This is a genomic window from Qipengyuania sp. MTN3-11, assembly GCF_042851825.1.
GTDB lineage: Bacteria > Pseudomonadota > Alphaproteobacteria > Sphingomonadales > Sphingomonadaceae > Qipengyuania.
This window is the reverse complement of the sequence record NZ_BTGM01000003.1, coordinates 121,572-147,491: the sequence shown is the minus strand read 5'-3', so window position 1 is coordinate 147,491 and position 25,920 is coordinate 121,572. Positions and strand designations below refer to the sequence as shown.

Annotated in this window: 27 protein-coding genes and 1 tRNA gene; 21 read left to right on the top strand and 7 right to left on the bottom strand. The window is 64.5% G+C overall.

Annotation, left to right across the window (positions count from 1 at the left end; all coding sequences use genetic code 11):
- The first annotated feature begins 14 nt into the window (after positions 1–14).
- Genes ACGHN1_RS11595 through ACGHN1_RS11585 form a run of 3 tightly spaced genes read left to right on the top strand, consistent with a single transcriptional unit; the run spans position 15 to position 2,115 of the window.
- A complete protein-coding gene (locus ACGHN1_RS11595; protein ID WP_231726911.1) occupies positions 15–239 on the top strand; it encodes a hypothetical protein in 225 nt (74 codons plus the stop codon).
- Positions 236–1,414, top strand: coding sequence for a nucleoside triphosphate pyrophosphohydrolase family protein (locus ACGHN1_RS11590; protein ID WP_017499945.1), 1,179 nt, complete (start codon positions 236–238; stop codon positions 1,412–1,414). The genes ACGHN1_RS11595 and ACGHN1_RS11590 overlap by 4 nt, the downstream gene beginning before the upstream one ends.
- A complete protein-coding gene (locus ACGHN1_RS11585; RefSeq protein ID WP_017499944.1) occupies positions 1,411–2,115 on the top strand; it encodes a uracil-DNA glycosylase in 705 nt (234 codons plus the stop codon). Before ACGHN1_RS11590 ends, ACGHN1_RS11585 begins: the two co-directional genes overlap by 4 nt.
- On the opposite strand, the gene ACGHN1_RS11580 is transcribed toward ACGHN1_RS11585, so the two are convergent.
- Genes ACGHN1_RS11580 through ACGHN1_RS11560 form a run of 5 tightly spaced genes read right to left on the bottom strand, consistent with a single transcriptional unit; the run spans position 2,082 to position 5,243 of the window.
- Positions 2,082–2,861: a hypothetical protein gene (locus ACGHN1_RS11580; RefSeq protein ID WP_017499943.1), complete on the bottom strand. Its 780-nt coding sequence runs from the start codon at positions 2,859–2,861 to the stop codon at positions 2,082–2,084. The genes ACGHN1_RS11585 and ACGHN1_RS11580 overlap by 34 nt on opposite strands.
- Positions 2,833–3,513, bottom strand: a complete 681-nt coding sequence (locus ACGHN1_RS11575; RefSeq protein WP_017499942.1) for a C1 family peptidase — start codon at positions 3,511–3,513, stop codon at positions 2,833–2,835. Before ACGHN1_RS11575 ends, ACGHN1_RS11580 begins: the two co-directional genes overlap by 29 nt.
- Positions 3,514–3,519: 6 nt before the next feature.
- A complete protein-coding gene (locus ACGHN1_RS11570; RefSeq protein ID WP_017499941.1) occupies positions 3,520–4,530 on the bottom strand; it encodes an ImmA/IrrE family metallo-endopeptidase in 1,011 nt (336 codons plus the stop codon).
- Between the two features lie 3 nt (positions 4,531–4,533).
- Positions 4,534–4,908, bottom strand: coding sequence for a helix-turn-helix domain-containing protein (locus tag ACGHN1_RS11565; protein WP_017499940.1), 375 nt, complete (start codon positions 4,906–4,908; stop codon positions 4,534–4,536).
- Complete coding sequence (locus ACGHN1_RS11560; RefSeq protein WP_017499939.1) at positions 4,905–5,243, bottom strand: hypothetical protein; 339 nt, start codon at positions 5,241–5,243, stop codon at positions 4,905–4,907. The genes ACGHN1_RS11565 and ACGHN1_RS11560 overlap by 4 nt, the downstream gene beginning before the upstream one ends.
- A gap of 342 nt (positions 5,244–5,585) precedes the next feature.
- Here ACGHN1_RS11560 and ACGHN1_RS11555 point away from each other — a divergent pair, with 342 nt between their 5' ends.
- The 15 genes from ACGHN1_RS11555 (at position 5,586) to ACGHN1_RS11485 (ending at position 20,247) form a co-directional block, all read left to right on the top strand.
- Entirely contained in the window at positions 5,586–7,613 is a 2,028-nt protein-coding gene (locus ACGHN1_RS11555) for a conjugal transfer protein TraG (protein ID WP_038292469.1), read from the top strand.
- Between the two features lie 2 nt (positions 7,614–7,615).
- Positions 7,616–8,041, top strand: a complete 426-nt coding sequence (locus tag ACGHN1_RS11550) for a hypothetical protein (RefSeq protein WP_017499937.1) — start codon at positions 7,616–7,618, stop codon at positions 8,039–8,041.
- Positions 8,038–9,060 (top strand): P-type conjugative transfer ATPase TrbB, encoded by a 1,023-nt coding sequence (trbB, locus tag ACGHN1_RS11545; protein WP_017499936.1) that lies wholly within the window; start codon positions 8,038–8,040, stop codon positions 9,058–9,060. Before ACGHN1_RS11550 ends, trbB begins: the two co-directional genes overlap by 4 nt.
- On the top strand, positions 9,057–9,410 hold the full coding sequence (locus ACGHN1_RS11540; protein WP_017499935.1) for a TrbC/VirB2 family protein: 354 nt from the start codon (positions 9,057–9,059) through the stop codon (positions 9,408–9,410). Before trbB ends, ACGHN1_RS11540 begins: the two co-directional genes overlap by 4 nt.
- Before the next feature lie 50 nt (positions 9,411–9,460).
- Positions 9,461–9,691, top strand: a complete 231-nt coding sequence (locus ACGHN1_RS11535) for a VirB3 family type IV secretion system protein (protein WP_051035683.1) — start codon at positions 9,461–9,463, stop codon at positions 9,689–9,691.
- Positions 9,685–12,153 (top strand): conjugal transfer protein TrbE, encoded by a 2,469-nt coding sequence (trbE, locus tag ACGHN1_RS11530; protein WP_017499933.1) that lies wholly within the window; start codon positions 9,685–9,687, stop codon positions 12,151–12,153. The genes ACGHN1_RS11535 and trbE overlap by 7 nt, the downstream gene beginning before the upstream one ends.
- Before the next feature lie 6 nt (positions 12,154–12,159).
- Positions 12,160–12,912 (top strand): P-type conjugative transfer protein TrbJ, encoded by a 753-nt coding sequence (trbJ, locus tag ACGHN1_RS11525; RefSeq protein WP_017499932.1) that lies wholly within the window; start codon positions 12,160–12,162, stop codon positions 12,910–12,912.
- A 136-nt stretch (positions 12,913–13,048) separates the two neighbouring features.
- Complete coding sequence (gene trbL / locus ACGHN1_RS11520; RefSeq protein ID WP_017499931.1) at positions 13,049–14,356, top strand: P-type conjugative transfer protein TrbL; 1,308 nt, start codon at positions 13,049–13,051, stop codon at positions 14,354–14,356.
- A 3-nt stretch (positions 14,357–14,359) separates the two neighbouring features.
- Entirely contained in the window at positions 14,360–15,202 is an 843-nt protein-coding gene (gene trbF, locus ACGHN1_RS11515) for a conjugal transfer protein TrbF (RefSeq protein ID WP_026108910.1), read from the top strand.
- A complete protein-coding gene (gene trbG, locus ACGHN1_RS11510; protein ID WP_006635655.1) occupies positions 15,199–16,050 on the top strand; it encodes a P-type conjugative transfer protein TrbG in 852 nt (283 codons plus the stop codon). Before trbF ends, trbG begins: the two co-directional genes overlap by 4 nt.
- The gene (locus ACGHN1_RS11505; protein WP_017499929.1) at positions 16,047–17,285 is read left to right on the top strand and encodes a TrbI/VirB10 family protein; all 1,239 of its coding nucleotides are present in this window, start codon (positions 16,047–16,049) and stop codon (positions 17,283–17,285) included. Before trbG ends, ACGHN1_RS11505 begins: the two co-directional genes overlap by 4 nt.
- A complete protein-coding gene (locus tag ACGHN1_RS11500) occupies positions 17,278–17,490 on the top strand; it encodes a DUF2274 domain-containing protein (RefSeq protein WP_017499928.1) in 213 nt (70 codons plus the stop codon). The genes ACGHN1_RS11505 and ACGHN1_RS11500 overlap by 8 nt, the downstream gene beginning before the upstream one ends.
- A gap of 4 nt (positions 17,491–17,494) precedes the next feature.
- Positions 17,495–17,728, top strand: coding sequence for a helix-turn-helix domain-containing protein (locus tag ACGHN1_RS11495; RefSeq protein WP_051035681.1), 234 nt, complete (start codon positions 17,495–17,497; stop codon positions 17,726–17,728).
- 310 nt (positions 17,729–18,038) lie between these two features.
- Entirely contained in the window at positions 18,039–19,076 is a 1,038-nt protein-coding gene (locus ACGHN1_RS11490; RefSeq protein ID WP_390551041.1) for a DUF2891 domain-containing protein, read from the top strand.
- Positions 19,077–19,080: 4 nt separating this feature from the next.
- The gene (locus ACGHN1_RS11485; RefSeq protein WP_390551040.1) at positions 19,081–20,247 is read left to right on the top strand and encodes an acyl-CoA dehydrogenase family protein; all 1,167 of its coding nucleotides are present in this window, start codon (positions 19,081–19,083) and stop codon (positions 20,245–20,247) included.
- Between the two features lie 78 nt (positions 20,248–20,325).
- Here the strand turns inward: ACGHN1_RS11485 and ACGHN1_RS11480 are convergent.
- Together ACGHN1_RS11480 and yghU are read right to left on the bottom strand one after the other, a co-directional pair.
- Positions 20,326–20,400: transfer RNA gene (locus ACGHN1_RS11480), tRNA-Gln, on the bottom strand.
- 46 nt (positions 20,401–20,446) lie between these two features.
- Entirely contained in the window at positions 20,447–21,298 is an 852-nt protein-coding gene (gene yghU / locus ACGHN1_RS11475; protein ID WP_390551039.1) for a glutathione-dependent disulfide-bond oxidoreductase, read from the bottom strand.
- A 92-nt stretch (positions 21,299–21,390) separates the two neighbouring features.
- On the opposite strand from yghU, the gene ACGHN1_RS11470 reads away from it, so the two are divergent.
- The 3 genes from ACGHN1_RS11470 to ACGHN1_RS11460 all read left to right on the top strand — a co-directional run bounded on the left by ACGHN1_RS11470 (position 21,391) and on the right by ACGHN1_RS11460 (position 25,910).
- Positions 21,391–22,395 carry a DNA topoisomerase IB gene (locus ACGHN1_RS11470; protein ID WP_390551038.1) on the top strand — a complete coding sequence of 335 codons (1,005 nt, stop codon included), beginning with the start codon at positions 21,391–21,393 and terminating at the stop codon, positions 22,393–22,395.
- Positions 22,396–22,535: 140 nt separating this feature from the next.
- The gene (locus ACGHN1_RS11465) at positions 22,536–23,549 is read left to right on the top strand and encodes a sensor histidine kinase (RefSeq protein ID WP_390551037.1); all 1,014 of its coding nucleotides are present in this window, start codon (positions 22,536–22,538) and stop codon (positions 23,547–23,549) included.
- A 27-nt stretch (positions 23,550–23,576) separates the two neighbouring features.
- Complete coding sequence (locus ACGHN1_RS11460) at positions 23,577–25,910, top strand: NAD(+) synthase (protein WP_390551036.1); 2,334 nt, start codon at positions 23,577–23,579, stop codon at positions 25,908–25,910.
- Positions 25,911–25,920: the final 10 nt, after the last annotated feature.

The window sequence follows — 25,920 nt, the reverse complement described above, 5'->3', positions numbered from 1 at the left end:
GGCTTTCTATTTTCATGAAATTATGTTTTCATGGATTCATGAAAAATATCGCAGCGCAAACCGATGTCGGCGACGAGCATCTTCAGGTGCAGATTCCTGCCGTTACGAAACGCGATCTCGGTCAACGGTCGCTCGATTCCCGCGAGCCGATCCGGATGATCGTACTGCGGGCACTTGAAGCCTATGGCGTGAGCGTCCCCGCAGACGCGATATCGGATCGCCGGAAGGGCAGGCGATGAGCGAGGATTTCGAAGCTCTCACTGTTGCGGATTATGCGAAGCAGGCCGCGCGGACTGATCAACGCAGCGGTGGCCGCGCACTGGGCTTCTCGATGCTTGGCCTTTTCGGCGAAGTCGGCAGCTTGCTCAGTGAGGCCAAGAAAAAGCAGCGCGACGATGCCTCCTACCTGGGTTACGCTCACGCCGTCGCGGAAGAGCTTGGTGACGTCCTTTGGTATCTGGCGGCGATCGCACGGCGCAGCCGCATGGCGCTCAGCGACATCGCTGCCGCCGCGGCGACAAACGGCGGACAATGGCAGACGGGCGGCAACGAAACGCTCAGTTTCCATGCGCTGCAGCCGCAGCACATTCCGCTTGCCAAGGCACCGATGCCGCAGTTCGAGCATAGCCTGCTCGCGCTGGCAGGCGACGTTGGGCTGCTCATCAACGATTTCCAGGCGGGCGGTCTTGCGAAGGACCGCGAAGCACTCGCGGGCCGGCTGGTCGCGGTCATGCGCCGGTTGATCCAGGCGGCAAACGAATCCGGTGTTACCATCGAGGCTGCCGCCGTGAAGAATCTTCACAAGATCTTCGATCGCTGGCCGCGCGAGCGCATCTATCCGGCGCCGACCGATGCGGCGCTCGACCCAGAAGAGCAATTGCCGCGGCGGATGGCGATCGACGTCTATGAACGCACCGTTCGCGGGCAGACATTCGTGTATCAACGCTCAAGCGGTGTGTATGTCGGCGACCGGCTCACCGACAACGCGCTCGAACCCGACGACTATCGTTTCCACGATGTCTTTCACTACGCTTATGTCGCGGTGCTTGGCTGGTCGCCAGTGCTGCGTGCGCTGCTCCGTCTCAAGCGCAAGAGCGATCCGAAACTCGACGACGCCGAAGACGGTGCTCGGGCGATTCTCATCGAAGAGGGCATAACTTCCTGGATTTTCGGACAAGCGCAGCAACTCCGGTACTTTGAAAACGTGAAGCGCGGTGGCCTTCCGCTGGACATGCTGAAGCATGTCCGCCAGTTCGTCGCCGGCTACGAATCAGAACGCTGTCCGCTGTGGCTTTGGGAGGAAGCGATCCTCCAGGGCTATACGGCTTTCCGCTTCCTTCAGGAGCATCGGCGCGGCCGCGTCCTGATCGACTTCGCCAATCGCCGCCTGCGTATCAAGGAATTGCCGTCATGACCCCGAAATCCTTTGTGTCCACCCTGGCGGCGACCGAACTTCCCTCAGTGTTCAATCCCTGGCGCGATCGCTGCACGGTCCATGACCGCAGCGACGCCGCCGCCCGGCGCCGCGACAATCTCGAAATGCTGCTCACCGCGGCGCTTGATCATCGCGTCGAAACGATCTGGATCGCGCGTGATCTCGGCTATCGCGGGGGGCGGCGTACGGGCGTACCGCTGACCGACGAAATTCACCTCGGACATGCCGGCACGCTGATGGGCGGCATCGCATTTGAACGTGCGACGCAGGGACCCGCCGTGGCGGAGCGCACCGCGGCGATCGTCTGGCGTGTGCTAGAGCGGATCGGTCAGCCTGTCATGCTCTGGAACGTTTTCCCGTTCCATCCCCATGAAGCGGATGATCCGATGTCGAACCGATGCCACACGCGAAGCGAGCGCGAGGCGACCTGGCCGATATTGCAAGCCCTCGTGTCAATGATCCGGCCCCGCCAGATCGTCGCGATCGGGCGCGACGCTCACCTGGCGCTGGACGGTCTCGACATTCCGACCACCGCGGTCCGCCATCCGAGCTACGGCGGGCAGCGCGAGTTCATCGAGGGCATGTTCAGCCTGTACGGTGTCGCGGATGACAACGATGAGCCGCTAGAACTGCCGTTGGGCGCGCCTCACGCCGCAGCACGGAGATGTGCGCTCGCCTGATCGCAGCGTTCAAAGAGTTGCTTAAGATCGCCGCGGTTCCAGTTGGCGGTGTCGACCGTGGCGTTGGTCGAGACGATCGTGAGCGGACCCAGCGCGACCCCGCCTTCCTTGGCGATGAATTCGAGCAGACGGCCGAGGCCGATCAGATTGCCGAGCAGTTTTTCGATATAGTAGTGATTGCGGTAGAGCGCGGTCATGCCGAGGCGACGATCGTCGCCCTTGCCGATCAGCTTGAGACTGGCAAAGCTCAGGCACTGACCGCCGTAGGGCGAGTCATTCACGTCGCGGGCGGGGTCGAAGATCAGCAGTTCGAATTTGTTGAGCGCTCGGACGTTCGGGTTGCGCAGGCGCTCGACGATGCCCCAGATTTGATTGATTGGCTGGCCGTCGGCGCGGGGCAATTCCATCATCCGTTCGAAATAATAGCCCGACCAAGCGCCCGACCTCCGGACCTTCGGCAGCACGTTGTCGCGAAACCGGTCGAAGAATTGCGGCGCGCCGTAGCGCCTGTACAGCGCTGCCGGAAAAATCGTGTTGGCGACCGTCTCGATGGGCTTCTTGCCATGGCCCGAAAGGAAGGCATCGACTTCCGCCACGACGGGATCGGCGAGTGTTGCGCGCGCAGTCGGCTCGGCCACGGAGATGACGACATTCTGCGCCTGGTGTCCGGTGGCGAGGTCGACGAGCCGGACCGCCTCGCGCCAGCCAGCAACGCAGTCAGGCTGCGGCGGTATGGGAAGATACATCGACTTCCTCCGTCAAATTTGCCGTGGCGAAAAGGCGCGGCGCTAGAAAGCGCTCAGTAAGCCAGGCGTGGCCTTCCAAGCCCCAACCTGGTCCCCAGCTGTTGCGGATGAGAATGGCCGGGGTGCCGTCCACGGTTCCATGCCCGACCGCGACGACCGCGTGCCGTTGCGCTGGCTCGGGGAGTTCGTCGTTCGCCGGATCGACGACGCCATCACCGCGCGGCTGGAAGAAAGACCGTGACAGCATCGTCAGCATGAGCACCGGCGTGTCACGATCCAGCGCGGCAAGGATGGATGACAGGTCGGTTCCATCCCTCTGTCCGTTGCGGCCATAGAGCGGGCCAACGGTCGCCGGCGGCGTCCACAGTCGATGATCGGCTGGAACCGCTGCCAGATACGGCCAGCCTTTCTCGTCGGGTTGGCCATCGAGCCGTAGCGCGTCCAGCATTGTGGATAGCAGTGCGCCGCTCGTCGGCGGTCTGCCCGCCCGTTTCTGCGCGGCATAAAAGGCGAATTCACACGACAGCGGTGCCCAGCCGTCGCGAAGCCCGGCGTGGGTGTCGCTCGCGGCGAATGCGAGGCATGTCGGCCGCGCGCCTTGATCGCGCGCAGGCCCGAACAGCGGCCGAAGGTCACGGACGATATCGATCATGGGGCGTCAGGCGGCCTCGAGCAGGTGCCGCCGTTCGGCGCGCGACAGGCCCGTCTGTTCCGGGCCGGTGAGGTCGAAATCGAGCGTCAGGCTGGTGAGGGCCGGCGCAGGCTGCCACGGCCGCCGCTCGTCGAGCGACATGCGGCCGCGCCGCGGCGCATCGGGCGCCGCGGTGACACGGCGGACAACGGGACCACCGATGCCATCGCCGTCGATTGCCTCACGCTCGTCTCGAACGACGGCGAAGCCGCTGGCGATCAGTTGGTCGAGATCCCAGAGATACCCACCGCCGCTATGTTCTTCGAGCTGCAGCACGAAAAGATCATTGCGACTGCCATCGATCCGCGAGCCGGCATCGCGCTCGGTCAGCAGCCAGACGTCGCCGCGATAGTTGTCGGGCCGATAGTCCTTGAGGAGATCGACCTTCAGGCTGCGCGGCTGCGTCCGGAGCAGGTCGGTCATCACCGATGGCGAAATCAGATTGTAGCGAACCAGGGTGCGGCACGTCGCCTCATAGCTGGCGCCGATCCGCAGCGAGAGCTGATAGACGACATTGGGGCGCCGGAAATGATCGATCTGCCATCCTTGTCGCGCGCTGTGCGCGAGCACCAGCCATTTCGGCATCATGAAGGCGATCGCAAAGGCGTCGGCTTCGGTTTCCTCGAAGTTGTTTCCCGGTTCGGGCGACATCGGCATCCGGCGCAGGATGCTCTCATCGTCGAGGCTCGGCTCGTGTCGCATCGAAAAATGCCCGAGTTCGTGCGCGGCCGTGAAGCGCTGGATGCTCATCGGTCGTTCCGTCGTGACGAGAACGCCAGGAGCAGGTGCGCTGAGATAGGCGCCGAGCAGGCCTTTCAGAGGACGAAGCAGCAAGGGTAGACCCACGGCATGGATCGCGCCGAAGACATCGACGCTGCCGCCTTGGGTCTCGATCAGTGCGCGCGTATCGAGTTCGCGATGCAGGCGGCCCGCTGCCATCGTACCAGCGCGAACCGCGCTCGCATAATCCGACGCCATCGATCAGCTCCGTTCGCCGCCAGACCGCGAGCGGAGATATTCGGCAAACCGGCTCAGCTCGGCCCGGTCCTCAGTCGACAAGGCCGCAACGCGTCGCGCCAGATGGGCGACATCGGCGGGAAGGCTCGCGGAGGCCTCGTCTTCGCCGGTAAAATAGGCCACCGACTGGCGGTAAAGACGGGCAAGCCGCGTCAGTTCGATCGCTTCAACGCGGCGCTGGCCATTCTCGATATCGGTAAGCGCGGTCCGGGGAATCTTGAGATAGGCAGCAACTTCTTCCTGCTTGAGGCCGAGATATTTCCGTGCTTCGCGCAGACGGTCGCCCAAGCGCCGCCGCTCCTGCTCGTCGCCTTCCTGGCGGAGTGCGAGATTGGTCATGGCTTCGACCCTTTCTTCTTAACCCAGACGCGTTCGATCTTAGGGAGGAGGTCGTCAATCGCCTTCTCGATCGAATTGTAGCCGCCGGTGCGGACGATGCTGTCGCGAAGCTCGATGTCGAGGACCTGCTCCACCGCGCAAAGCGTGTCGACCACGGACAAGGAGTCGAGTGGCACGGGCGCCTGGATGATCTTCGGGTTTTCCGGAGGCAGGGCAATTCCGCGCACCTGTGCCTCAGCCCTGGCCACTTGCAGCAGTTCGTCGACCAACGCCCTAATGGCGTCGGCTTTGGGAAACGCGGTTGCCGCGGGCTGCGGAGGAGCGATTGTCGCCATGCATGCCTCGCACGATTTCACTACATTAAATGCGATATAATGTCTGATAATCCGACACGCAAGCCCGAATTTGCAGCTCGGATTTTTGCAGGGTGTAGCGGGTCATCGGCGGTGCGGTGTGGTGGTCAGTGCCACCTCGAGGGACAACGACAGGGCAGAATCATCAACTCGGGTCATAGCTCGATCAAAAGAACAGAGCTGGAATATTGAGTCAGTCGCCGACGAGTGATCTCCTTCGGTCACCCACCAGCCCCCAGCGGCTCCGTTCATTTCGGGCGGCCCATAGCCGAGTCTTGAAGCCGCGCCCCGACCGCATCCGGCGGTATGGGCGGGAGCTTCAACGTGACCCCGACCAAATTGCTCATCGGCCAGATCCTTGTCGTGTTCGCAATCGTGATCGCGGGCCTCTGGGCGGCGACCCAATGGGCGGCGGCGATGCTCGCCTACCAGCCCGAACTTGGTCCGGCCTGGTTCATGGCTGGAAGCACGCCGGTCTATCGTCCCTGGGCGCTCTTCCCCTGGTGGTATCACTACGATGCCTATGCGCCGCATGTTTTCGACAAGGCCGGCGCGCTCGCCGGCGCGAGCGGTTTCATCGGCTGCGGCGCGGCGATCGCAGGCTCGCTCTGGCGCGCGCGGCAGTCGCGTCACGTCACCACCTATGGTTCGGCGCGCTGGGCCAGGCCGAACGAGATCGAGCGGGCCGGCCTTTACGGTGATGCCGGCGTATTCCTGGGCCGCTCGCGCGGCCGCTATCTCCGGCATGACGGCCCCGAACATATCATGGCGTTCGCGCCAACCCGTTCGGGCAAGGGCGTCGGGCTGGTCATACCGACACTGCTTGGCTGGACCGGCAGCGCCGTGGTTCACGACATCAAGGGCGAGAACTGGCAGCTCACCGCCGGCTGGCGCGCGCGCTTCTCCCACGTCCTGCTGTTCAATCCGACCGATCCCGCTTCCGCCAAATACAACCCGCTGCTGGAGGTCCGGCGCGGCGAGCATGAGGTCCGCGACGTCCAGAACATCGCCGACATCCTGGTCGATCCCGAAGGCGCGCTCGAACGGCGCAACCACTGGGAGAAAACCTCCCATTCGCTCCTGGTCGGCGCGATCCTCCACGTCCTTTATGCGGAGGAAGAAAAGACGCTCGCACGGGTAGCCACATTCCTGTCGGACCCGCAGCGGCCGTTCACCGCCACGCTCCGGCGGATGATGACCACCAATCACCTCGGCACGAAGGATGCGCCGCAGATCCATCCCGTCGTCGCCTCGGCGGCGCGCGAGGTGCTCAACAAGAGCGAGAACGAGCGCAGCGGCGTCCTCTCCACCGCAATGTCGTTTCTCGGGCTCTATCGCGACCCGACCGTCGCCGCGGTGACATCGCGCTGCGACTGGCGGATCGCCGATCTCGTCGAGGCCGGCCATCCGGTCTCGCTCTACCTTGTCATCCCGCCATCGGACATCAGCCGCACCAAGCCGCTGGTGCGGTTGGTGCTCAACCAGATCGGCCGCCGCCTCACCGAAAAGCTCGATGCCGATCCCGCCAGGGCGGGCAAGCACAAGCTCCTGATGATGCTCGACGAGTTCCCGGCATTGGGGCGGCTCGACTTCTTCGAGACCAGTCTTGCCTTTCTCGCGGGCTATGGAGTGCGCGCCTTCCTGATCGCGCAGTCCTTGAACCAGATCGAGAAGGCTTATGGCGAGCACAACTCGATCCTCGACAACTGCCATGTCCGCGTCGCGTTTGCGACCAACGACGAGCGCACGGCGCGGCGGATTTCGGACGCGCTCGGCATCGCCACCGAACAGCGCGCGATGCGCAACTATGCCGGCCACCGGCTCGCGCCCTGGCTGGCGCACGTCATGGTCAGCCGGCAGGAGACCGCCCGGCCACTCCTGACCACCGGCGAGGTGATGCAGCTCCCGCCCAAGGATGAGCTTGTCCTTGTCTCCGGCATGGCCCCGATCCGCGCGAGGAAGCTGCGCTATTACGAGGACCGCAATTTCCGCGAGCGGATCGCACCGCCGCCGCAGCCCGCGCCCGGAGACTATCCCGACCGGCCGCAGGCACGCCCCAACGACTGGAGCGGACTGGTCCGCGCGCCCGATACCCGGCTCGGCAAGCCCGATGACGATGCGAAGGCGGATGAGGACGGCGGCTTGCAACAGCAGCGCCACCCCGGCCTCGGCGAAGAACCCGCCAAAAAACCCGAGCCGCCAAAGCAGCTCGACCTGCTCGGCCTGGACAGCGACGACACCGACACGATCGCCGACAAGCACGCGATGGACCGCGCCGGCGCCACCGGCACGCTGATCCGCGCTCACGCGATCAATCAGGGTCGCAGCGCCGACATGCTGCCGGACTTCTGACAATGGCCGCGATCAAACCCAACCGCGTCCGCTACCAGCTCTTCCTGCCCGAAGATCTGAGCCACCGCTTCGAGGCGCTGGCGAGCCAGCCCGGCGCGTCCAAATCGGCGATCCTCACCGACGCGCTCACCGCCTGGCTCAACCGGCAGGCGGCGAGCGAGCTGGAGAACAAGTTCAGCCAGCGGCTCGATCGCATGTCGCTCGCGCTGGGGCGTGTCGAGCGTGACGGGCATGTGCTGCTCGAGAGCCTGGCGCTGTTCATCCGCTATGAACTGATGGTGCAGGCCCCTTTGGCCGAAGCCGACGAAGCGGCGCGTGCGATCGGCCGAGACCGCTTCGAGGCGTTCATTGCCCGCGTCGGCGAAGCGCTCGCCAGCGGCCAGCGCACGCTTGCTGCCTCCGCGAAAGACAATGGAGGTGGGCGATGAGCGACACGCTTTTCGGCTCCGATAATTCCGCAGGGCGTCGGCGCGCGATGCTGCGCACCGCGATGGGGCCGACCATCGCCGCAGCGCTGGCCGATCCGGTGGTCATCGAGATCATGGTGAACCCGGACGGCGTGTTGCGCCTTGATCGACTCGGCGAAGGCCGGATCGATACCGGCACCAAATATGAGCCCGCGCAGGTCGAGCGGATCATCCGCCTGGTTGCCAGCCACGCACGGACAGAGGTTCATGGCAATGCGCCGATCGTGTCAGCCGAGCTGCCACCGCACGGCGAAGGCGCGGGCGAGCGGTTCGAGGGTATCCTGCCGCCGGTCAGCCTCGCGCCGTGCTTCTCGATCCGCAAGCCCGCGGCGCGCATCTACACTTTGCTCGACTATGTGCGGGACGGCATCATGCCCGCCGACACGGCGCGACTGCTGTCGATGGCCGTGGTCGAGCGCAAGAACATCCTGGTCGCGGGTGGCACCAGTTCGGGCAAGACGACGCTTGCCAACGCGCTGCTCGCCGAGATGGCGCACCTCGACGAACGCGTCATCATCATTGAAGACACGCGTGAGTTGCAATGCGCCGCGCCCGACGTGGTGGGGCTGCGCACGCGTACGATTGGCACTGCCGGAGCCGGCGGCGTCACGATGGCTGATCTTGTCCGCTCGACATTGCGGCTCCGCCCCGATCGCATCGTCGTTGGCGAGGTGCGCGGGCGCGAAGCGCTCGACATGCTCAAAGCCTGGAACACCGGGCATCCGGGCGGCATCGCAACCGTCCACGCCAATTCGGCAGTGTCGGCGCTCTACCGGCTCGAGCAGCTCGTGCAGGAAAGCGTCGTCACCGTTCCGCGCCGGCTGATCGCCGACGCCATCGACATGATCGTGTTCATCGCCGGGCGCGGCCTCGCGCGCCGCGTCGACACGATCGCGCGCGTCGCCGGCCTCGATCCCGACGGCGGCTACGCCGTCCTCGACCTTACTCCCGACCACGCCCTCGAACCCCAAGGAGAATGACCATGCGCTTGTCCCGTATTCCTGCCCGTATTCCCGATCGTCGGAGCATCTTCCTCACCGGCGCCGCCATCGGCCTCGGGCTTGCGCTCGCCGCCACCGCGCAGGCCGCCGGCTCGGGCATGCCGTGGGAGGAACCGCTTCAGCAGGTCCTCGAATCGGTCCAGGGTCCTGTCGCCAAGATCGTCGCGGTGATCATCATCATCGTCACCGGTTTGACGCTCGCGTTCGGCGAGACGGCAGGCGGGTTCCGGCGCCTCATCCAGATCATCTTCGGCCTGTCGATCGCGTTTGCGGCGTCGAGCTTCTTCCTCAGCTTCTTCAGCTTCGGCGGCGGGGCGCTCATCTCGTGAACGCGCCAAATTCCTATGGCGCCAGCCATATCGAGGGGTTCGAGGCGCCGATGCACCGCGCGCTTGCCGAGCCGATCCTGCTTGGCGGGGCGCCGCGAGCGATCGCGATCGTCAATGGTACGATCGCGGCCGCGCTCGGACTCGGTCTCCAGCAGTGGATCGCCGGGCTGGCCATGTGGGCGTTCGGGCACACTCTCGCGGTGTTCGCCGCCAAGCGCGATCCCGACTTCGCCCCGGTCCTTGTCCGCCACCTTCGCCAGAAGGGGCATCTGTCATGCTGAATCTGCGCGAATACCGTCAGAAGGCCGACCGGCTCGCCGATCATCTTCCATGGGCGGCGCTTGTCGCGCCCGGCGTGGTGCTCAACAAGGACGGCAGCTTTTTGCGCGTCCTCAGGTTCCGCGGCCCCGATCTAGAATCCGCCACCGAAGCCGAGCTTGTCGCCGCCTGCGCGCGGGCGAACAATGTCCTGAAGCGCTTCGGCTCGGGCTGGGCACTCCATTTCGAGGCCGAGCGGCGCGAAGCGCTGGGTTATCCCGACAGCAGCTTTCCCGATGCGGCGTCGTGGCTGGTCGATGAGGAACGGCGCGCGGCGTTCGAAAGCGCGGGCGCGCATTTCGAGAGCCGCTATTATCTGACGCTCACCCTCCTGCCTCCGCCCGATCAGGCGGACACGGCGGGCCGAGCGCTGATCGAGCGCAGCGACGACGCGAAGGGCCGCGACTGGCGACAAGCGCTTGCCGGCTTCATCGCCGAGACGGATCGTGCGCTTGACCTGTTCAGAGGCTTCATGCCCGAGGTGCGCGCGCTCGGCGACAGCGAAATGCTGACCTTTCTCCACGGTGCGATCTCCGCGCGCCGCCATGTCGTCGCCGTGCCCGAAACGCCCATCTATCTGGACGGGCTGCTCGCCGACACGCCGCTGACCGGCGGGCTCGAACCGATGCTCGGCGACGAGCATCTGCGGACGCTCACCATCCTCGGATTTCCGAACGCGAGCCGTCCCGGCATCCTCGACGGACTCAACCATGAGGATTTTGGCTATCGCTGGGTGACGCGCTTCATTGCGCTCGACAAGACCGACGCAACCAAAGCGCTCACTCGCCTGCGGCGGCAGTGGTTCAACAAGCGCAAGTCGATCACCGCGCTGCTGCGCGAAGTCATCTACAACCAGCCGGTCCAGCTTCTCGACAGCGATGCCGACAACAAGGTGGTCGATGCCGACCTCGCCTTGCAGGCGCTCGGCGGCGATCATGTCGCGTTCGGCTATCTGACGACGACGATCACCGTTGCCGATATCGACCGCGCCCGCGTCGAGGAAAAGGTCCGCGCGGTCGAGCGCATCGTCAACGGGCTCGGCTTCACCTGCATCCGCGAGGGCATGAATGTGGTCGAGGCGTGGCTGTCGAGCCTGCCGGGCCATGTCTATGCGAACGTCCGGCAACCGATCGTCCACACCCTGAATCTCGCGCATCTCATGCCGCTGTCCTCGGTATGGGCAGGACCGGCGCGTAATCCGCACCTCGACGGTCCGCCGCTGCTTTATGCGGAAACCAGCGGCTCGACGCCGTTCCGTCTCAGCACGCATGTCGGCGACGTCGGTCATATGCTGATCGTCGGACCCACCGGGGCCGGAAAGTCGGTGCTGCTCGCAATGCTCGCGCTTCAGTTCCGGCGATATCCAGACTCCCAGGTCTATGTCTTCGACAAGGGATTTTCGGCGCGCGCGGCCGTGCTGGCGATGGGCGGCGCGCATCACGCGCTCGGGCTTGGCGGTGAGAGCGGTCATGCCGATGACGTGGGCGGGCGAACGATCGCCTTCCAGCCGCTGCGCCACATCGATCGCTCCAACGCACGCGCCTGGGCGACCGAATGGATCGGCGCGCTGCTCGCCCATGAGAAAGTACTGGTCACACCCGAGATCAAGGAGGCCGTCTGGTCGGCGCTCACCAATCTCGCGACCGCCCCGATCGAGGAACGCACGCTCACCGGCCTGTCGCTGCTGCTGCAATCGGCACCGCTGCGATCGGCGCTCGCGCCCTATACGCTCGAAGGATCGTTCGGCCGCCTGCTCGACGCCGCCGAAGACGATCTAGCGATCGCCGACGTGCAGTGCTTCGAGACTGAAGCGCTGATGGGGCAGGCGGGCGTCGTTGCGCCCGTGCTGACCTACCTGTTCCATCGTCTCGAGGAGCGCTTCACCGGGCGGCCGACGCTTCTCGTACTGGATGAAGCCTGGGTGTTCCTCGACCACCCGCTGTTCGCCGCGCGCATCCGTGAGTGGCTGAAGGTGCTGCGCAAGAAGAACGTCAGCGTCGTGTTCGCGACACAGAGCCTAGCCGATATCGCCGACAGCACGATCGCGCCGGCCATCATCGAAAGCTGTCCGCAGCGCATCTTGCTGCCCAATGATCGGGCGATCGAGCCGCAGGGCCAGACGGTCTACGTCCGCTTCGGTCTCAACGCGCGCCAGATCGAACTGGTCAGCCGCGCGACGCCCAAGCGGCAATATTATCTGCAATCAGCGCGCGGCAACCGGCTGTTCGAGCTTGGGCTAGGCCCGATCGCGCTGGCGTTGTGCGGCGCGTCCGATCCCGACAGCCAGAAGCGCATAGACGCGGTGCTGGCCGAAAAGGGCCAGGCCGACTTCGCCGCGACCTTTCTCTCCCAAGCCGGCCTCGATTGGGCGGCCGACCTGCTTGGGCGTCACCCTGCCGCCCGCCCCCCAGAAGACAAGGAGTAATTTCCCGTGCCCCGTATCCCTATCCGCAAATATGCGTGCCTCTCCGCTCTCGCGCTCGGCGCCGTCGGCTCGCTCGGTATCGGCATCGCGTTGACCTCGACGCCCGTCGCGGCCCAGCTCAGTGTGTTCGATCCATCGAACTATTCGCAAAACCTGCTCACCGCCGCGCGCACGCTTGCCCAGATCAACAACCAGATCCAGAGTCTCCAGAACGAAGCGCAGATGCTGATCAACCAGGGCAAGAACCTGTCCCGGATCGATTTCCCGCAACTTCAGGAGCTTCGCCAGCGCCTCCAGCAGATCGACCAGCTCATGGGCCAGGCGCAGGGCGTCGACTTCCGCATCGATCAGCTCGACGAGCGCTTCCGCCAGCTCTACCCGCAGGAGTTCGATCAGGTGTTCCGCCGCGATCAGCGTGTGGCTCGCGCACGCGATCAACTCGATACCGCGATGTCCGCGTTTCGCCAGACGATGGGGGTCCAGAACCGCATCGTCGACAACGTACGGAGCGACACGCAGGCGCTCGCCGACATCGTCGCGCGCAGCCAGGGCGCGGAAGGCTCGCTTCAGGCGCAGCAGGCCACGAACCAGCTTCTCGCGCTCACCGCCAAGCAGCAGCTCCAGCTTCAGCAAATGATGGCGGCGCAGTTCCGGGCGGAATCGGTCGAGCAGGCGCAGCGGGGCCAGATCGCGCGCGAGGCACGCGAGTCGACGCGCCGCTTCCTCGGCGACGGCAAGGCTTACACGCCACGCCAATGAGCTGAGGCAGGCGAGGACCGCGCCCCCAGCTCCCCCCGGGTCCGAACCTGTCTCGTCGCGGGGGCCGTAGGGCTTGCCCCTCTCATGGCCGCCGGTCCCCGCGACACCTTTCAACTTCAAGCAGGAACCCGCCCATATGGATGACCTGAATGTCATCGATCAGTTCATGGAGGCCTTCGCCTCCTACATCGACAGCGGGTTCGGCCTGTTGGGCGGTGACGTCGGTTTCCTGACCACGATCCTGATCGGCATCGACATCACGCTCGCCGGGCTGTTCTGGGCGCTCGGCGGCGAAGACGACGTCATCGCCAAGTTCCTCAAAAAGATCCTCTATGTCGGCGTCTTCGCCCTGATCCTCAACAGCTTCTCGACACTGTCCGATATCATCTTTCGCAGCTTCGCCGGCCTCGGCCTCACCGCAGGGGGCAGCGCGATTACGGCTGACGATTTATTGCGACCCGGCAAGCTGGCCGGGACCGGCTTCGAGGCAGCATGGCCGCTCCTCGAGCAGGCGAAGGAGTTGGTTGGCCCGATCGCCTTCTTCGACAATTTCATCGAGATCGCCGTGCTGGTGATCGCCTGGGTCGTCGTCATCGCCGCCTTTTTCATCCTCGCGATCCAGCTTTTCATCACAATCCTCGAATTCAAGCTTACTTCGCTCGCCGGCTTCGTGCTCGTGCCCTTTGCGCTGTGGAACCGCACGTCGTTCCTCGCCGAACGGGTGCTCGGGAACGTCGTCAGTTCGGGCATCAAGGTCATGGTGCTCGCGGTCATCGTCGGCATCGGCTCTAACTATTTCGCCGACTTCACCAGTGCGATCACCGGCGACGAGGTGTCGATCGAACAGGCCGTGTCGCTGATGCTCGCGAGCCTCGCGATCTTTGGCCTCTCCATCTTCGGCCCGGGAATCGCATCCGGCCTCGTCGCCGGCGCGCCGCAGCTCGGCGCCGGATCGGTGATCGCCACTACCGTGCTTGCCGGCGGAGGTCTTGCGATGGCAGGCGCTGGCGCCGTCGGCGCGGCACGCGGTCTCGCGGGGGCCGGTCTCGGCGCGATCCGCGCCGGTACATCGATGGGGTCTGCCGCATCCACTGCCTACAAGCTCGGGCAGGAAACCTCGGGCTCGACCAGCGTCGGCGCGGGCCTCGGCGGCGTTGCGACCGCCATGCGCGGCGCGGCTGCCAACCGGATGAGCGGCGGTCTCGGCGTTAGCGCTGCCGCCGATCGTGGGCAGCGCGCCGCATGGGAAGCAGGAAGCACCCGTGCCGGCGGCGCCGCCCCCGCAGCCGCGCCGATAGGCGCAGCTGAAGGAACACCCGCCTGGGCGCAGAAGCTTCATGCCAGCCAGAATGCTCGCCACCGCCGCCAGATGGCGATCCACGCAATCCAGGGCGGCGACCGCGGCGGCGCTGGCGCCACTCCAGACATCAAGGAAAGGGACTGAGCGATGAAATTTCGACGCGCATTGCAGCGCTATGGGCGAACGCCCGAACCCGAGACACCCTACCAACGAGCGGGCCAGCTTTGGGATGAGCGTATCGGCTCGGCTCGCGCACAGGCGAAGAACTGGCGGCTGATGGCCTTCGGCGGCCTGTTCCTGACCACTGGTCTGTCGGGCGCGCTGGTCTGGCAATCGATGCAAAGCCGCGTCGTGCCCTATGTGGTCGAGGTCGATGCACTCGGGCAAGCACAGGCCGTCGCGCCTGCCGCCAAGGACTATCGGCCGACCGATCCGCAGATCGCATGGTTCCTCGGCCGGTTCATCACCGGCGTTCGAGCGCGCTCGCTCGATCCGGTATTGATGCGTGAAAACTGGCTATCAGCCTATGATTTCGCGACCGAACGTGCGTCACTGTTCCTCGGCGAATATGCCCGCACCTCCAATCCGTTCGCCGATGTCGGGCGCAAGACGGTTTCGGTGCAGGTGACGAGCGTCGTCCGCGCGTCGGATACGAGCTTCCAGGTCAAATGGACCGAGCAGCAATATGAGCGGGGAAGCCTCGCCAGCACGTCACGCTGGACGGCGATGCTCACGGTGAAGATCAAGCCGCCGCGCTTGGCCGATGTGCTCCGAAAAAACCCGCTCGGTCTCTATGTTGACGCGATCGACTGGAGCCGCGAACTGGAAACGCCTCAGGACCGGCCGCCTTCGCCGCAACCATCGGCCGTGCCCGATCCCGCACAATCACTCCCGGTCGCGCCGCCCACCGACATTCCGCTGGGCTCGCCGCTCGATCCGACCCTTGCTCAACCCGCAGCCGCACCATCCCCCGAAAGGACCGACCAATGATCCGTGCCCTCATCCTGGCGGCGAGCGCGATGGCGCTTGCCATGGGCGTCGCTGCGCAGAGCCGCGAACCCGCGTCACCCACCGCGCGCGTCACTGCCGCCAACCGGGCGGCACTGCGCGAGCCGTCGAGCGCGGGATATATATATGCCGTCCAGGTCTATCCCTGGGCGGAAGGCGTGCTCTACCGGCTCTATGCCGCGCCCGAGCGCATCACCGACATTGCCTTGCAGCCGGGCGAAACGATTGTGTCCGTCGCCGCCGGCGACACCGTGCGCTGGACTGTCGGCGATACCACCAGCGGCATCGGCGAAAGCAAGCGCGTGCACATCCTCGTCAAGCCGTTTTCGGCGGGCCTACGCACAAACCTTGTCATTGCTACCGATCGCCGGACCTACCATCTCCAGCTCGAAAGCACGCCCGCGACCGCGATGGCGGCGATCTCCTGGACCTATCCACATGACGAGCTGATCGCGCTCCGGCGTCAGCGCGATGCAGCCGTGGCGGCGACGCCGATCGCGTCGGGCCTCTCGGTCGAAAGCCTCAACTTCAACTATGCGATCTCGGGCGACAAGCCGGCCTGGCGGCCGCTGCGCGCGTTCGACGATGGGCGGCAGACCTACATCGAGTTCTCGCCTGCGATCGCCGTGGGTGAGGCGCCCCCGCTGTTCGTGATTGGCGAGGATGGCGAGGCCCAGCTCGTCAACTATCGCGTCGCCGGCCGCTATTATGTGGTCGACCGCCTGTTCGGTGTCGCCGAGCTGCGCCTTGGCGGCAAGAAACAGCAGATTGTCCGTATCACCGCCGCCCAGCCGAAGAGCCGGCAGCGCAAGGCCGGGAGGGGCGCGTGACCGATCCAACCGCTTCTTCCGCGCCGATCGCGGCGCCCAAAGCCGACCCCGAAACGCTCGTTCTGCGCGCGGCGCCGGGCCGCGTCACCCGTTTTCGCCGCGGTGCGATCGTCGCCATCGCTGCCGCCGGCTCGACCGCGATCATCGGCGTCGCCTGGCTGGCGCTCAAGCCCGCGACCCTGAGCCTGATCGCACGAAGCGATGAAAAGCTGGTTGGCGCGAAGGCGCCGCCTGATGCGCTCGCGGGCGCGCCGACGAGCTATGGCGACGTGCCGAAGCTCGGGCTACCGCTTCCCGGTGATCTCGGGCGGCCGATCCTCGAGCGCCAGCGGCAGCTTGGCGGGATGGTTCCCCCTGACCCCGCTGCCGATGCGGTGAGCCGGGCCGCGCAGGAAGCCGAAGCCGAGCGCCAGCGCATCGCCGCTGAGCAGAAGGCCGCACGCGAGTCTGGCGTCATGCTGCAATTGGCGGGCGGCGGTCGCGCCGCCGCCCCTGCACCGGTGACTACCGATGCAAGTGTTCCGCCAGCATCGGCCGAGACTGCCAAGCCGCTCCTCGACCCTGACCGAGATCCTAACGCCCAGGGGCGCAAGAACGAATTGGTCGGCCACGCCAATCGCGACGACGACATCAATCCGCACGCGCTGGCGCAGTCCGTATCGCCTTGGACCTTGCAGGCCGGCAGCATCATTGCCGCGAGCCTCATAACCGGGCTCAACTCGGATCTTCCCGGGCTCGTCACCGCGCAGATCACGGAGAACGTCTATGACAGTGTGACCGGGCGCGGTCTGCTCATTCCGCAAGGATCGCGGCTGATCGGCAGCTACGACAGCGTTGTAGCGTTTGGGCAGAGCCGTGCGCTGGTCGTCTGGCAGCGGATTATCCTGCCCGACGGCTCGTCGATTCGTATCGACAATGTGCCGGCGACCGATACGCAGGGCTATGCGGGTCTGTCCGACCGGATCGACCGGCATACTTGGCAACTTCTGAAGGGCGTCGCCCTGTCGACACTGCTGGGCGTCGGCACTGAATTGAGCTTCGGCAGCACCGAAAGCGACCTTGTCCGGGCGATCCGCGAGTCAGCGCAGCAGAGCGGCGCGCGCGCCGGCGATCAGCTCGTCACGCGCAATCTCAATATCCAGCCGACCTTGCGCGTGCGTCCCGGCTGGCCGCTACGGGTGGTCGTGCACAAAGACATCATATTGCCCGGACCCTGGGGAGGCCGTCATGGCTGATTTGAAGCTGCCAAGGCTGCCCGATCGGACGCCGGCTAAGATCACGATCAACGTCATGCCGGATCTCATCGAAGCGCTGAACGACTACGCCGAGGCCTATGAGGCGGCCTACGGCCGACGCGAGTCCGTACCGGACCTCATTCCATTCATGCTTAGCGGCTTCCTGGCGAGCGACCGCTCGTTCAGCCGGGCACGTAAGAAATAGTCCGATGTCGGCCCGGCAGCCTGCAACGAATGGCGACGACGCGCCCCCGATTGGGCCGATAAGCGTTCGCATTCCCGACGCAGTACGGATGACGGGGCTCAGCAAATCCAAGATCTACCAGCTCATCGCTTCCGGCGACATCGAGGCAGCCAAGGTCGGCCGTGCAACCGTGGTGTTTGTCGATAGTCTGCGGTCCTTTCTGCGATCACACTGTAAACAGCCGCGTTCTCGGGCGTAGCAGGGATCGCGCATGTCGGCCTGTCGATATTTCGGCACGGCCTGTCGCGAAGGGGTAAAATTGGGGGTGGATTGAGCGGAATTATCGGCACGACGATCAAGAACGTTGTTATAAATCAGTATCTTATGTTTTTCGTGTGAATCCCTCCTCCGCTACCAAGTCGATTCCCACAGCCCGATTTCCGCTATCACTCCGCGCTTGGACAAAGTCCTGTCGGACGATAGGAAACGGTATGTGGAGCAAGGCAAACCTTTCGATAGCCGTTCTGTTTTTGGCGGCTTGTTCAACAGAACCTGCGTCGGACGAACCGATGGAATATCCTGAGGCAAGGGCTGGCAGCGAAACGGATCGCTTCGCCTTGCTGGCGCTCGATTGTGTTCATCGCGAATATCCGAACAAGATCAGCCATGTGCTCGAAGATGACGCCGATGCGCGCCCGCCGCGTGAACTGACCCCGGCCTTCTACGGCTGCTACGACTGGCACAGTTCGGTGCATGGCCACTGGCTGCTGGCGCGGATCGCGCGCACCGATCCCGAAACACCTTTGCGCGACGCTATCCATGCGGCCCTGGAACGAAGTCTGACCGAGGAGAATATCGCGGGCGAACTGGCGTATTACACAGATGGGGACCGGGCATCGTTCGAGCGGCCCTATGGTGTCGCCTGGTTCCTGCAGCTCGTCGCCGAACTGGACGAAAGCGACGATCCCGCAATGCGCGAATGGCGGGAGAACCTTCGCCCGCTGGAAGAGGCGATCGTCGCCAACACGATGGATTGGCTGCCCAAGCTCGCCTACCCGATCCGGATCGGAACCCACAACCAAAGTGCGTTCGCCTTCGGGCTCATGCTCGATTACGCGCGGCAGGTCGGCAACGGCGCGCTGGAGCAGGCACTCATCGCCAAGTCGCGCGAATTCCACGAGGGCGATCGCGATTGCCCGATCGGCTACGAACCGTCGGGCGAAGATTTTCTCTCGCCCTGCCTGATGGAAGCTGACCTGATGCGCCGCGTGCTTCCGCCGCAGCGGTTTGGCGAATGGCTTGCTGCCTTTTTGCCGGGGATCCCTGCGGATGGTTCGGCCGACTGGCTGGAGCCCGGGATCGTGCGCGATCCGACCGATGGAAAGCTGGTCCATCTCGACGGTGTGAACCTGTCGCGCGCATGGGCGATGGAAGGGATCGCCTCGGCGCTTCCCGTTGACGATCCGCGCCGTGCGGCCTTGCGCGCCTCCGCCGATCGGCATCGCGCGGAAGGCATCGTCGCCGTCAGCGCGGAGAATTATGAAGGCAGTCACTGGCTGGGCAGCTTTGCAACCTACCTGATCACCAGACGCGGCATCCAGGGCTGAGAGAATGGGCATACCTGCCGCGCGAAGCGATCATCCCGATATCCGCGGTGCCGTCCGTGCGCTGGTGCGCGAGTTCGGCGACGAATACTTCCGCCGCAAGGACGAGGAGCGCGCCTATCCCGAGGAATTCGTCGACGCCTTGACGCGGGCCGGCTGGATGGCGGCTTTGATACCCGAAGAATACGGCGGGGCGGGTCTGGGGCTCACCGAAGCCTCGATCATCATGGAGGAGATCAACCGCGCCGGCGGCAATTCGGGAGCCTGCCACGGGCAAATGTACAATATGAACACGCTGCTCCGGCATGGGTCGGCGGAGCAGAAACAGCGTTATCTGCCGGCCATCGCCGAAGGGCGCATCCGGTTGCAGAGCATGGCGGTCACCGAGCCCACGACCGGCACCAACACCACCGAACTCAAGACCCGCGCCGTGCGGCGCGGCGATACCTACGTCGTAAGTGGCCAAAAGGTGTGGATCAGCCGGATCCAGCACTCCGACCTGATGATCCTGCTTGCCCGCACCACCCCGCGCGAGGACGTGGCGAAGAAGACCGAAGGCCTGTCGATCTTCCTGGTCGATCTCGACAAGGCGATCGGCAAGGGCATGGACATCCGCCCGATCCGCAACATGGTCAATCACGAGACCAACGAGGTGTTCTTCGACGGGCTCGAACTGCCGGAGGATTCGCTGATCGGCGAGGAGGGGAAGGGGTTTCGCTACATCCTCGATGGCCTCAACGCCGAACGCGCGTTGATCGCGGCGGAATGCATCGGCGACGGCTACTGGTTTGTCGAGAAGGCGGCAGCCTACGGCAACGAGCGGATCGTCTTCGACCGCCCCATCGGGCAAAACCAGGGCGTCCAGTTTCCCATCGCCCAGGCCTATATGGAGGTGCGCGCCGCGGATCTGATGCGCTACGAGGCCTGCCGCTTGTTCGACGCGGGCGAGCCATGCGGGGCCGAGGCGAACATCGCCAAGCATCTCGCCGCCGAAAGCGCATGGAAGGCCGCCAACGCCTGCATGCAGACCTTCGGAGGCTTCGGCTTCGCCGCGGAATACGATGTCGAACGCAAGTTCCGCGAGACGCGGCTCTACCAGATCGCGCCGATCAGTTCGAACCTGATCCTGAGCTACGTGGGGGAGCATGTGCTCGGCATGCCGCGTTCGTTTTAAATACCGGGAGGTTGGCTGGGGTGGCAGGGATCGAACCTGCGCCGCCCGGCCGCACCGGGCAATTTGCCGAAGGAAAATTGGCTGGGGTGGCAGGGATCGAACCTGCGAATGCCGGTACCAAAAACCGGTGCCTTACCACTTGGCTACACCCCAGCAGGCGGCGCTCCTATAGCGCGGCGGCGCGCAATGTGAAGGGTCGCTAGTAGGTCTTGCCCTCGAAATCCGCTGCCGAATGGCGCTCGGCGAGCTGTTCGCCCTTTTCCCCCCAGACCTTGTTGACGATCCTTCCGCGACGGACCGCGGGCCGCGCGGCGATGGACTTCACCCAACGCGCGACGTTCTCGTACTCGTCGATCGAAAGGAAGGTCCTGGCATCGTTGTAGATGCCGCCGAAGACGAAAGGCGCGAGCCAGGGGAATGTTGCGATGTCGGCGACGGTATATTCGCCCCCGCCGAGATATTCGGTCTCTCCAAGCCGCCGGTCGGCGACATCGAACAGCCGCTTGGTTTCCATGGCATAGCGGTTGATCGGGTATTCGTATTTTTCCGGTGCATAAGCATAGAAATGGCCGAAGCCGCCTCCGATCGAAGGTGCGCTGCCGACCTGCCAGAACAGCCAGCTGAGGACCTCGGCACGGGTGTGATCGGTGGGCAGGAAGGCGCCGAACTTCTCCGCGAGATGCATCAGGATCGCGCCGCTTTCGAACACTCGCACGGGCTCCGGGCCGCTGCGGTCGAGCAGGGCGGGAATCTTGGAATTGGGGTTTATATCGACGAAGCCCGATCCGAACTGATCGCCATCGCCGATGTTGATCGTCCAGGCGTCGTATTCCGCATCAGCATGACCGGCCTCGAGCAGTTCCTCGAACATGATCGTCGCCTTTACGCCGTTGGGCGTGGCGAGCGAGTAGAGCTGGAAATCGTGCTCGCCGACCGGCAGGTTCTTCTCCTGGCGCGCGCCGGCGGTGGGCCGATTGATCTTCGCGAACCTGCCGCCGTTCTCGGCGTCGTGGGTCCAGACTTCGGGCGGCGTATAGATCGGGTCGGCCATCATCGGTCTCCAGCTGTGTGGCAGCTAGGTAGGAACTCGCTTCGTCGCAAGCAACGGAACTCGATGTCGCTTTGCAGAGTATAACTCCGGCAATGACCAAGCTCATCTATGTCGACGACGATCTGCCGGGAATTTCCCGCAAGCGAGCAGGCAAGGGCTGGGCCTATTACAATCCTCAAGGAAAGCTCATCGGCGATCAGACGGAAAAAGCCCGTCTCAATGCCATCGCCCTGCCACCTGCCTATGTCGATGCGTGGTTCTGCCCGGCACCGAATGGCCACATCCTGGCGACCGGGATCGATGCGAAGGGGCGCAAGCAATATCGCTATCACCCCGAGTTTCGTACCGCGCGAGAGAGTGAGAAGTTCGACAAGTGCCTCGCCTTCGGAAACTTGCTGCCACTGGTGCGCAAAAGGGTCGATAGCGATCTGCGTGGACGCAAGCTGACCTGGGACCGCGCCGTGGCCAGCGTGGTGCGGCTGCTCGACCTTGGGGCGGTGCGTATCGGCAACGAAGGTTATGCCATGCGCAACAAGAGTTACGGGGCAACCACTCTGCGCCGTCGCCATGCCGAGGTTACCGGAAAAACCCTCAAGCTGAGATACAAGGGCAAGTCGGGTAAGATGCGCGAGGTCACGCTGACCGATGGCAGCCTCGCGCGGATGGTGCGCAACATGCAGGACCTGCCGGGCCAGAACGTTTTCAAATATGTCGACGACGACGGGGATGTCCACGCCGTCGGGTCGGGCGACGTCAACGAATATCTCGAAGCGGCGATGGGCGAGCGCTTCACCGCCAAGAACTTCCGCACCTGGCACGGAAGCGTCCTGGCCTTCGAGTGCCTGCGCGCGGGCGAGGGAAAATTGCCGATGAAGGCGCTGCTCGAATGCGTGGCCGAGCGGCTCGGCAACACTCCGGCGGTTACCCGCAAAAGTTATATCCATCCGGCCGTTTTTGGTCTGATGGAGGATCAGGAACAGTGGCGCACCACTCTCCAGCTCCCCCGTGCGACACGTTGGCTGACGCGGGAGGAGCGTGGTCTCATCGCCTTCCTTCAGGAATGTCCCGGGGCAGAAAGCCTGCTGGCCGCAGCCTGATCTCGCAGACGCTCATTTCGATTCGACCTCATTAAATCTCTGGTATACATGGGGAAGGTCGCGCGCTTGAGGCGGTCGACGGTTCGATCAACCTCGCGGCGGCGATCGGGCGTGAAACAGCTGCCGGGATCGCACGGATCATGCATCGCCTCGCCAATTTCGATGTAAGTCGCCAGTTCCTGAGCCATCGTGGCAAGGTGGCCGCGCAAGTCATATTCGGCGCGATGTGCGGCGGGGCGATGATCGGCCTGCGAACGATGATCGATATCTGGGCGCCGGTTTCGGGGCCATTCGCGCTCATCTATCCCACCATATTGCTGGCCACGCTTTACGGTCACTGGCGTGCGGGCCTTACCGCCTACGCCGTGACCTTTTTCTGGGCCTGGTATTACATTCTGCCTGCGCCCCGGTCGTTCCTTTTCACCGACCCAACGGATCCAGCCCGAGTCCTGCTCAATGCGACGAGCGCGCTGATCGTCCTGTTTTTCGCCGAAGCGTTTCGGCGCGCGGCGCACGCGACGATGGCGCAAATCCGACAGTCTGCGGACCGTCGTCTGACGATGCTGGCGGAACTGGAGCACCGCACGAAGAACAATTTCGCGCTCGTTGCCAGCATGCTCGAAATCCAGAAGCGCCGCATTCCGCATACGGAACTGCACGGGCCGATCGACGATGCGGTAGGCCGTGTCAGGACCTTCGCGGATGCCTATTCGGCGCTGGCGATCGAGCAGAGCGAAGCGGCCGAAGTGTCGATCAAGCCGTACCTCGAACAGTTACTTAAGCGGATCGAGGGCAGCCTGCTGCCACGAGATGTTCGGCTGTTCCGCGAGATCGAGCCCGTCAGCCTGCCGCGCGAAGCCGCGGTGGCGATCGGCCTCTACGTCAACGAGGCTATCGCCAATGCCAGCAAATATGCTTTTCCGGAAGGGCGCAACGGAACCATCGCGGTGTTCTTTCATGTGCGCGACGGGGGCTGGCGGCTGACGATCGAAGACGATGGGGTCGGTTTGGACGCTGCGCCCAGCATGTCGGGCGGGCTCGGCAGCAGCCTGCTAACCGCGTTCGCCCAACAGGCCGGGGCAACCCACCATGCCGGCCCCGTGCTCAACGGTTTCCGCACCGAGATGCGGATGGCGGCGGAAAAGGTTGCCTGACGTATCCTGAAAGGATACTGGCGGGGCATGCATAAGGCGGGAAGCAAGATCAGGGCTTGGCGCGAGGCACAGGATCCACCTCTCAGCGCCGAGGAGTTCGGTCGGCGGTACGGGGTACCCGATGCCTGGGCGAGCAGGACGGTTTATGGGTGGGAAGCCAAGGGGAAGATCGCCCGGCCCTCGGCGCAGAAACGACTGGCCGAACTGGGAATTTGCCGGCCCGAGGACTGGCTCGAAGCGAGCGATCGTCCCTCTTCTCCAGCCGATCCGGCGCCCGGTGAAGAGGCTGGCCGACATCCCTTCTACGACCGACGGACCCACGGCTTCGTTCGGCTCGCCACCAGCACGCCCAAGGTCCGCACCGCAGATGTGGCCTACAACACGGCCGGTATCCTCGAAGAGGCGCGCCGTGCCGATACGCAGGGGGTGGACCTTCTGCTCTACCCCGAGCTCAGCCTGTCCTCCTACGCTATCGACGACCTGCACATGCAGGCGGCGCTGCTCGACGCGGTGGATCGGCACCTGTCGGAGATCGTCGCGGCCAGCGCCGACTTGTCGCCCGTTCTCGTGGTCGGGGCACCGCTGAGACGCAATGGCCGTATCTACAATTGCGCGGTGGTGATCGCCGGGGGGGCGGTGCTCGGTGTCGTGCCCAAGAGCTATCTGCCCAATTACCGCGAGTTCTACGAAAAGCGCTGGTTCGCCCGCGGCCACGAATGTGTCGGTCTGACGATCGACGCGGGCGGGGCAGAGGTGCCTTTCGGGGTAGACCTGATCTTCGCGGCGCGGGACCTGCCCGGTTTCGTCTTCGGCGTCGAGATTTGCGAGGATTTCTGGTCGCCGATCCAGCCCGGCACCCGTGCGGCGCTCGCCGGGGCGACCATCCTTCTGAACCTTTCGGCCAGCAACATCACCATCGGGAAATCCGACGAACGGCACATGCTCAGCCGTGCCAGCTCCAGCCGCAGCGTTTGCGCCTATGCCTATTCCGCAAGTGGTTATGGCGAGAGCACCACCGATCTCGCCTGGGACGGGCAGGGCATGATCTACGAGCTCGGCGACCTGCTGGTCGAGAGCGTGCGCTTCGACCGTGAACCGGAACTGTGCATCGCCGACATCGACACCCAGCGCATTCTCAATGACCGGATGCGGATGGGAACCTTCAACGATGCTGCCGAGGCCGACGGTCGGCCCGAGGACTGGTATCGCCGCATCACTTTCGCGCAGCGGGGCGAGGTTGGCAACACCGGCCTTGTTCGGCCCATCCGCCGCTTTCCCTTCGTCCCCAACCGCGCGCACAAGCTCGACGAGGACTGTTACGAAGCCTTCAACATCCAGGTCGACGGGTTGACCCGCCGGATCGAGGCGACCGGCGCGCAATGCCTGGTGCTGGGGATTTCGGGCGGGCTGGATTCGACCCACGCCCTGCTGATCGCGGCCAAGGCGCTCGACAAGCTAGGCCGCCCGCGCAGCGATATCCGAGGGTATACCATGCCAGGGTTCGCCACGTCGGAGCGAACCAAGGGCAATGCCTGGCGGCTTATGGAAGCCTTCGGCATCACCGCGGAGGAAATCGACATCCGGCCCGCCGCGCGCCAGATGCTCGAGGATATGGATCATCCTTTCGCCGCCAGCGAAAAGGGCGAAGGCGAGCCGGTCTACGACACCACCTTCGAGAACGTTCAGGCCGGGCTGAGGACCGATTACCTTTTCCGGCTCGCCGGCCACCACTCGGGTTTCGTGATCGGGACCGGCGATCTCAGCGAACTGGCGCTCGGCTGGTGCACCTATGGGGTCGGTGACCAGATGAGCCATTACGCGGTCAACGCGGGTGTGCCGAAAACGCTGATCCAGTATCTCATCCGCTGGGCCGAACGGACCAATCAGTTCGATCCCTCGGTCGATGCGGTGCTCGAGGATATTCTTGCGACGGAGATCAGCCCGGAACTCGTGCCAGCCGATGCCGAAGGCGAGATCCAGTCGACGCAATCGATCATAGGCCCGTACGAACTCAACGACTTCTTCCTTCATCACGTCGTTCGCTGGGGGCACAAGCCCAGCCATGTCGCCTTCCTCGCCTGGCATGCCTGGAAGGATGTTGCAGAGGGTCTGTGGCCGATCGGCTTCCCCGAGGAAGGCAAGAACGCCTACGATCTGCGCGCGATCGCCGGCTGGCTTAACAATTTCCTCAAGCGCTTCTTCGCCTTCAGTCAGTTCAAGCGGAGCGCGCTGCCCAACGGCCCCAAGGTCAGTGCCGGCGGGGCGCTGAGTCCGCGGGGCGACTGGCGGGCGCCGAGCGATGCGGTGGCCGAGGTCTGGCTCGCCGAATTGCGCGAAAACGTTCCGATTGAGGACCTATGATCGGTTTGCG

Bases quoted from the DNA above. Each gene is read 5' to 3' on its own strand.
- ACGHN1_RS11595 (WP_231726911.1), top strand. From the start codon at position 15: ATGAAATTATGTTTTCATGGATTCATGAAAAATATCGCAGCGCAAACC.
- ACGHN1_RS11590 (WP_017499945.1), top strand. From the start codon at position 236: ATGAGCGAGGATTTCGAAGCTCTCACTGTTGCGGATTATGCGAAGCAG.
- ACGHN1_RS11585 (WP_017499944.1), top strand. From the start codon at position 1,411: ATGACCCCGAAATCCTTTGTGTCCACCCTGGCGGCGACCGAACTTCCC.
- ACGHN1_RS11580 (WP_017499943.1), bottom strand. From the start codon at position 2,861: ATGTATCTTCCCATACCGCCGCAGCCTGACTGCGTTGCTGGCTGGCGC.
- ACGHN1_RS11575 (WP_017499942.1), bottom strand. From the start codon at position 3,513: ATGATCGATATCGTCCGTGACCTTCGGCCGCTGTTCGGGCCTGCGCGC.
- ACGHN1_RS11570 (WP_017499941.1), bottom strand. From the start codon at position 4,530: ATGGCGTCGGATTATGCGAGCGCGGTTCGCGCTGGTACGATGGCAGCG.
- ACGHN1_RS11565 (WP_017499940.1), bottom strand. From the start codon at position 4,908: ATGACCAATCTCGCACTCCGCCAGGAAGGCGACGAGCAGGAGCGGCGG.
- ACGHN1_RS11560 (WP_017499939.1), bottom strand. From the start codon at position 5,243: ATGGCGACAATCGCTCCTCCGCAGCCCGCGGCAACCGCGTTTCCCAAA.
- ACGHN1_RS11550 (WP_017499937.1), top strand. From the start codon at position 7,616: ATGGCCGCGATCAAACCCAACCGCGTCCGCTACCAGCTCTTCCTGCCC.
- trbB (WP_017499936.1), top strand. From the start codon at position 8,038: ATGAGCGACACGCTTTTCGGCTCCGATAATTCCGCAGGGCGTCGGCGC.
- ACGHN1_RS11540 (WP_017499935.1), top strand. From the start codon at position 9,057: ATGACCATGCGCTTGTCCCGTATTCCTGCCCGTATTCCCGATCGTCGG.
- ACGHN1_RS11535 (WP_051035683.1), top strand. From the start codon at position 9,461: ATGCACCGCGCGCTTGCCGAGCCGATCCTGCTTGGCGGGGCGCCGCGA.
- trbE (WP_017499933.1), top strand. From the start codon at position 9,685: ATGCTGAATCTGCGCGAATACCGTCAGAAGGCCGACCGGCTCGCCGAT.
- trbL (WP_017499931.1), top strand. From the start codon at position 13,049: ATGGATGACCTGAATGTCATCGATCAGTTCATGGAGGCCTTCGCCTCC.
- trbF (WP_026108910.1), top strand. From the start codon at position 14,360: ATGAAATTTCGACGCGCATTGCAGCGCTATGGGCGAACGCCCGAACCC.
- trbG (WP_006635655.1), top strand. From the start codon at position 15,199: ATGATCCGTGCCCTCATCCTGGCGGCGAGCGCGATGGCGCTTGCCATG.
- ACGHN1_RS11500 (WP_017499928.1), top strand. From the start codon at position 17,278: ATGGCTGATTTGAAGCTGCCAAGGCTGCCCGATCGGACGCCGGCTAAG.
- ACGHN1_RS11495 (WP_051035681.1), top strand. From the start codon at position 17,495: ATGTCGGCCCGGCAGCCTGCAACGAATGGCGACGACGCGCCCCCGATT.
- ACGHN1_RS11490 (WP_390551041.1), top strand. From the start codon at position 18,039: ATGGAATATCCTGAGGCAAGGGCTGGCAGCGAAACGGATCGCTTCGCC.
- ACGHN1_RS11485 (WP_390551040.1), top strand. From the start codon at position 19,081: ATGGGCATACCTGCCGCGCGAAGCGATCATCCCGATATCCGCGGTGCC.
- yghU (WP_390551039.1), bottom strand. From the start codon at position 21,298: ATGGCCGACCCGATCTATACGCCGCCCGAAGTCTGGACCCACGACGCC.
- ACGHN1_RS11470 (WP_390551038.1), top strand. From the start codon at position 21,391: ATGACCAAGCTCATCTATGTCGACGACGATCTGCCGGGAATTTCCCGC.
- ACGHN1_RS11465 (WP_390551037.1), top strand. From the start codon at position 22,536: ATGCATCGCCTCGCCAATTTCGATGTAAGTCGCCAGTTCCTGAGCCAT.
- ACGHN1_RS11460 (WP_390551036.1), top strand. From the start codon at position 23,577: ATGCATAAGGCGGGAAGCAAGATCAGGGCTTGGCGCGAGGCACAGGAT.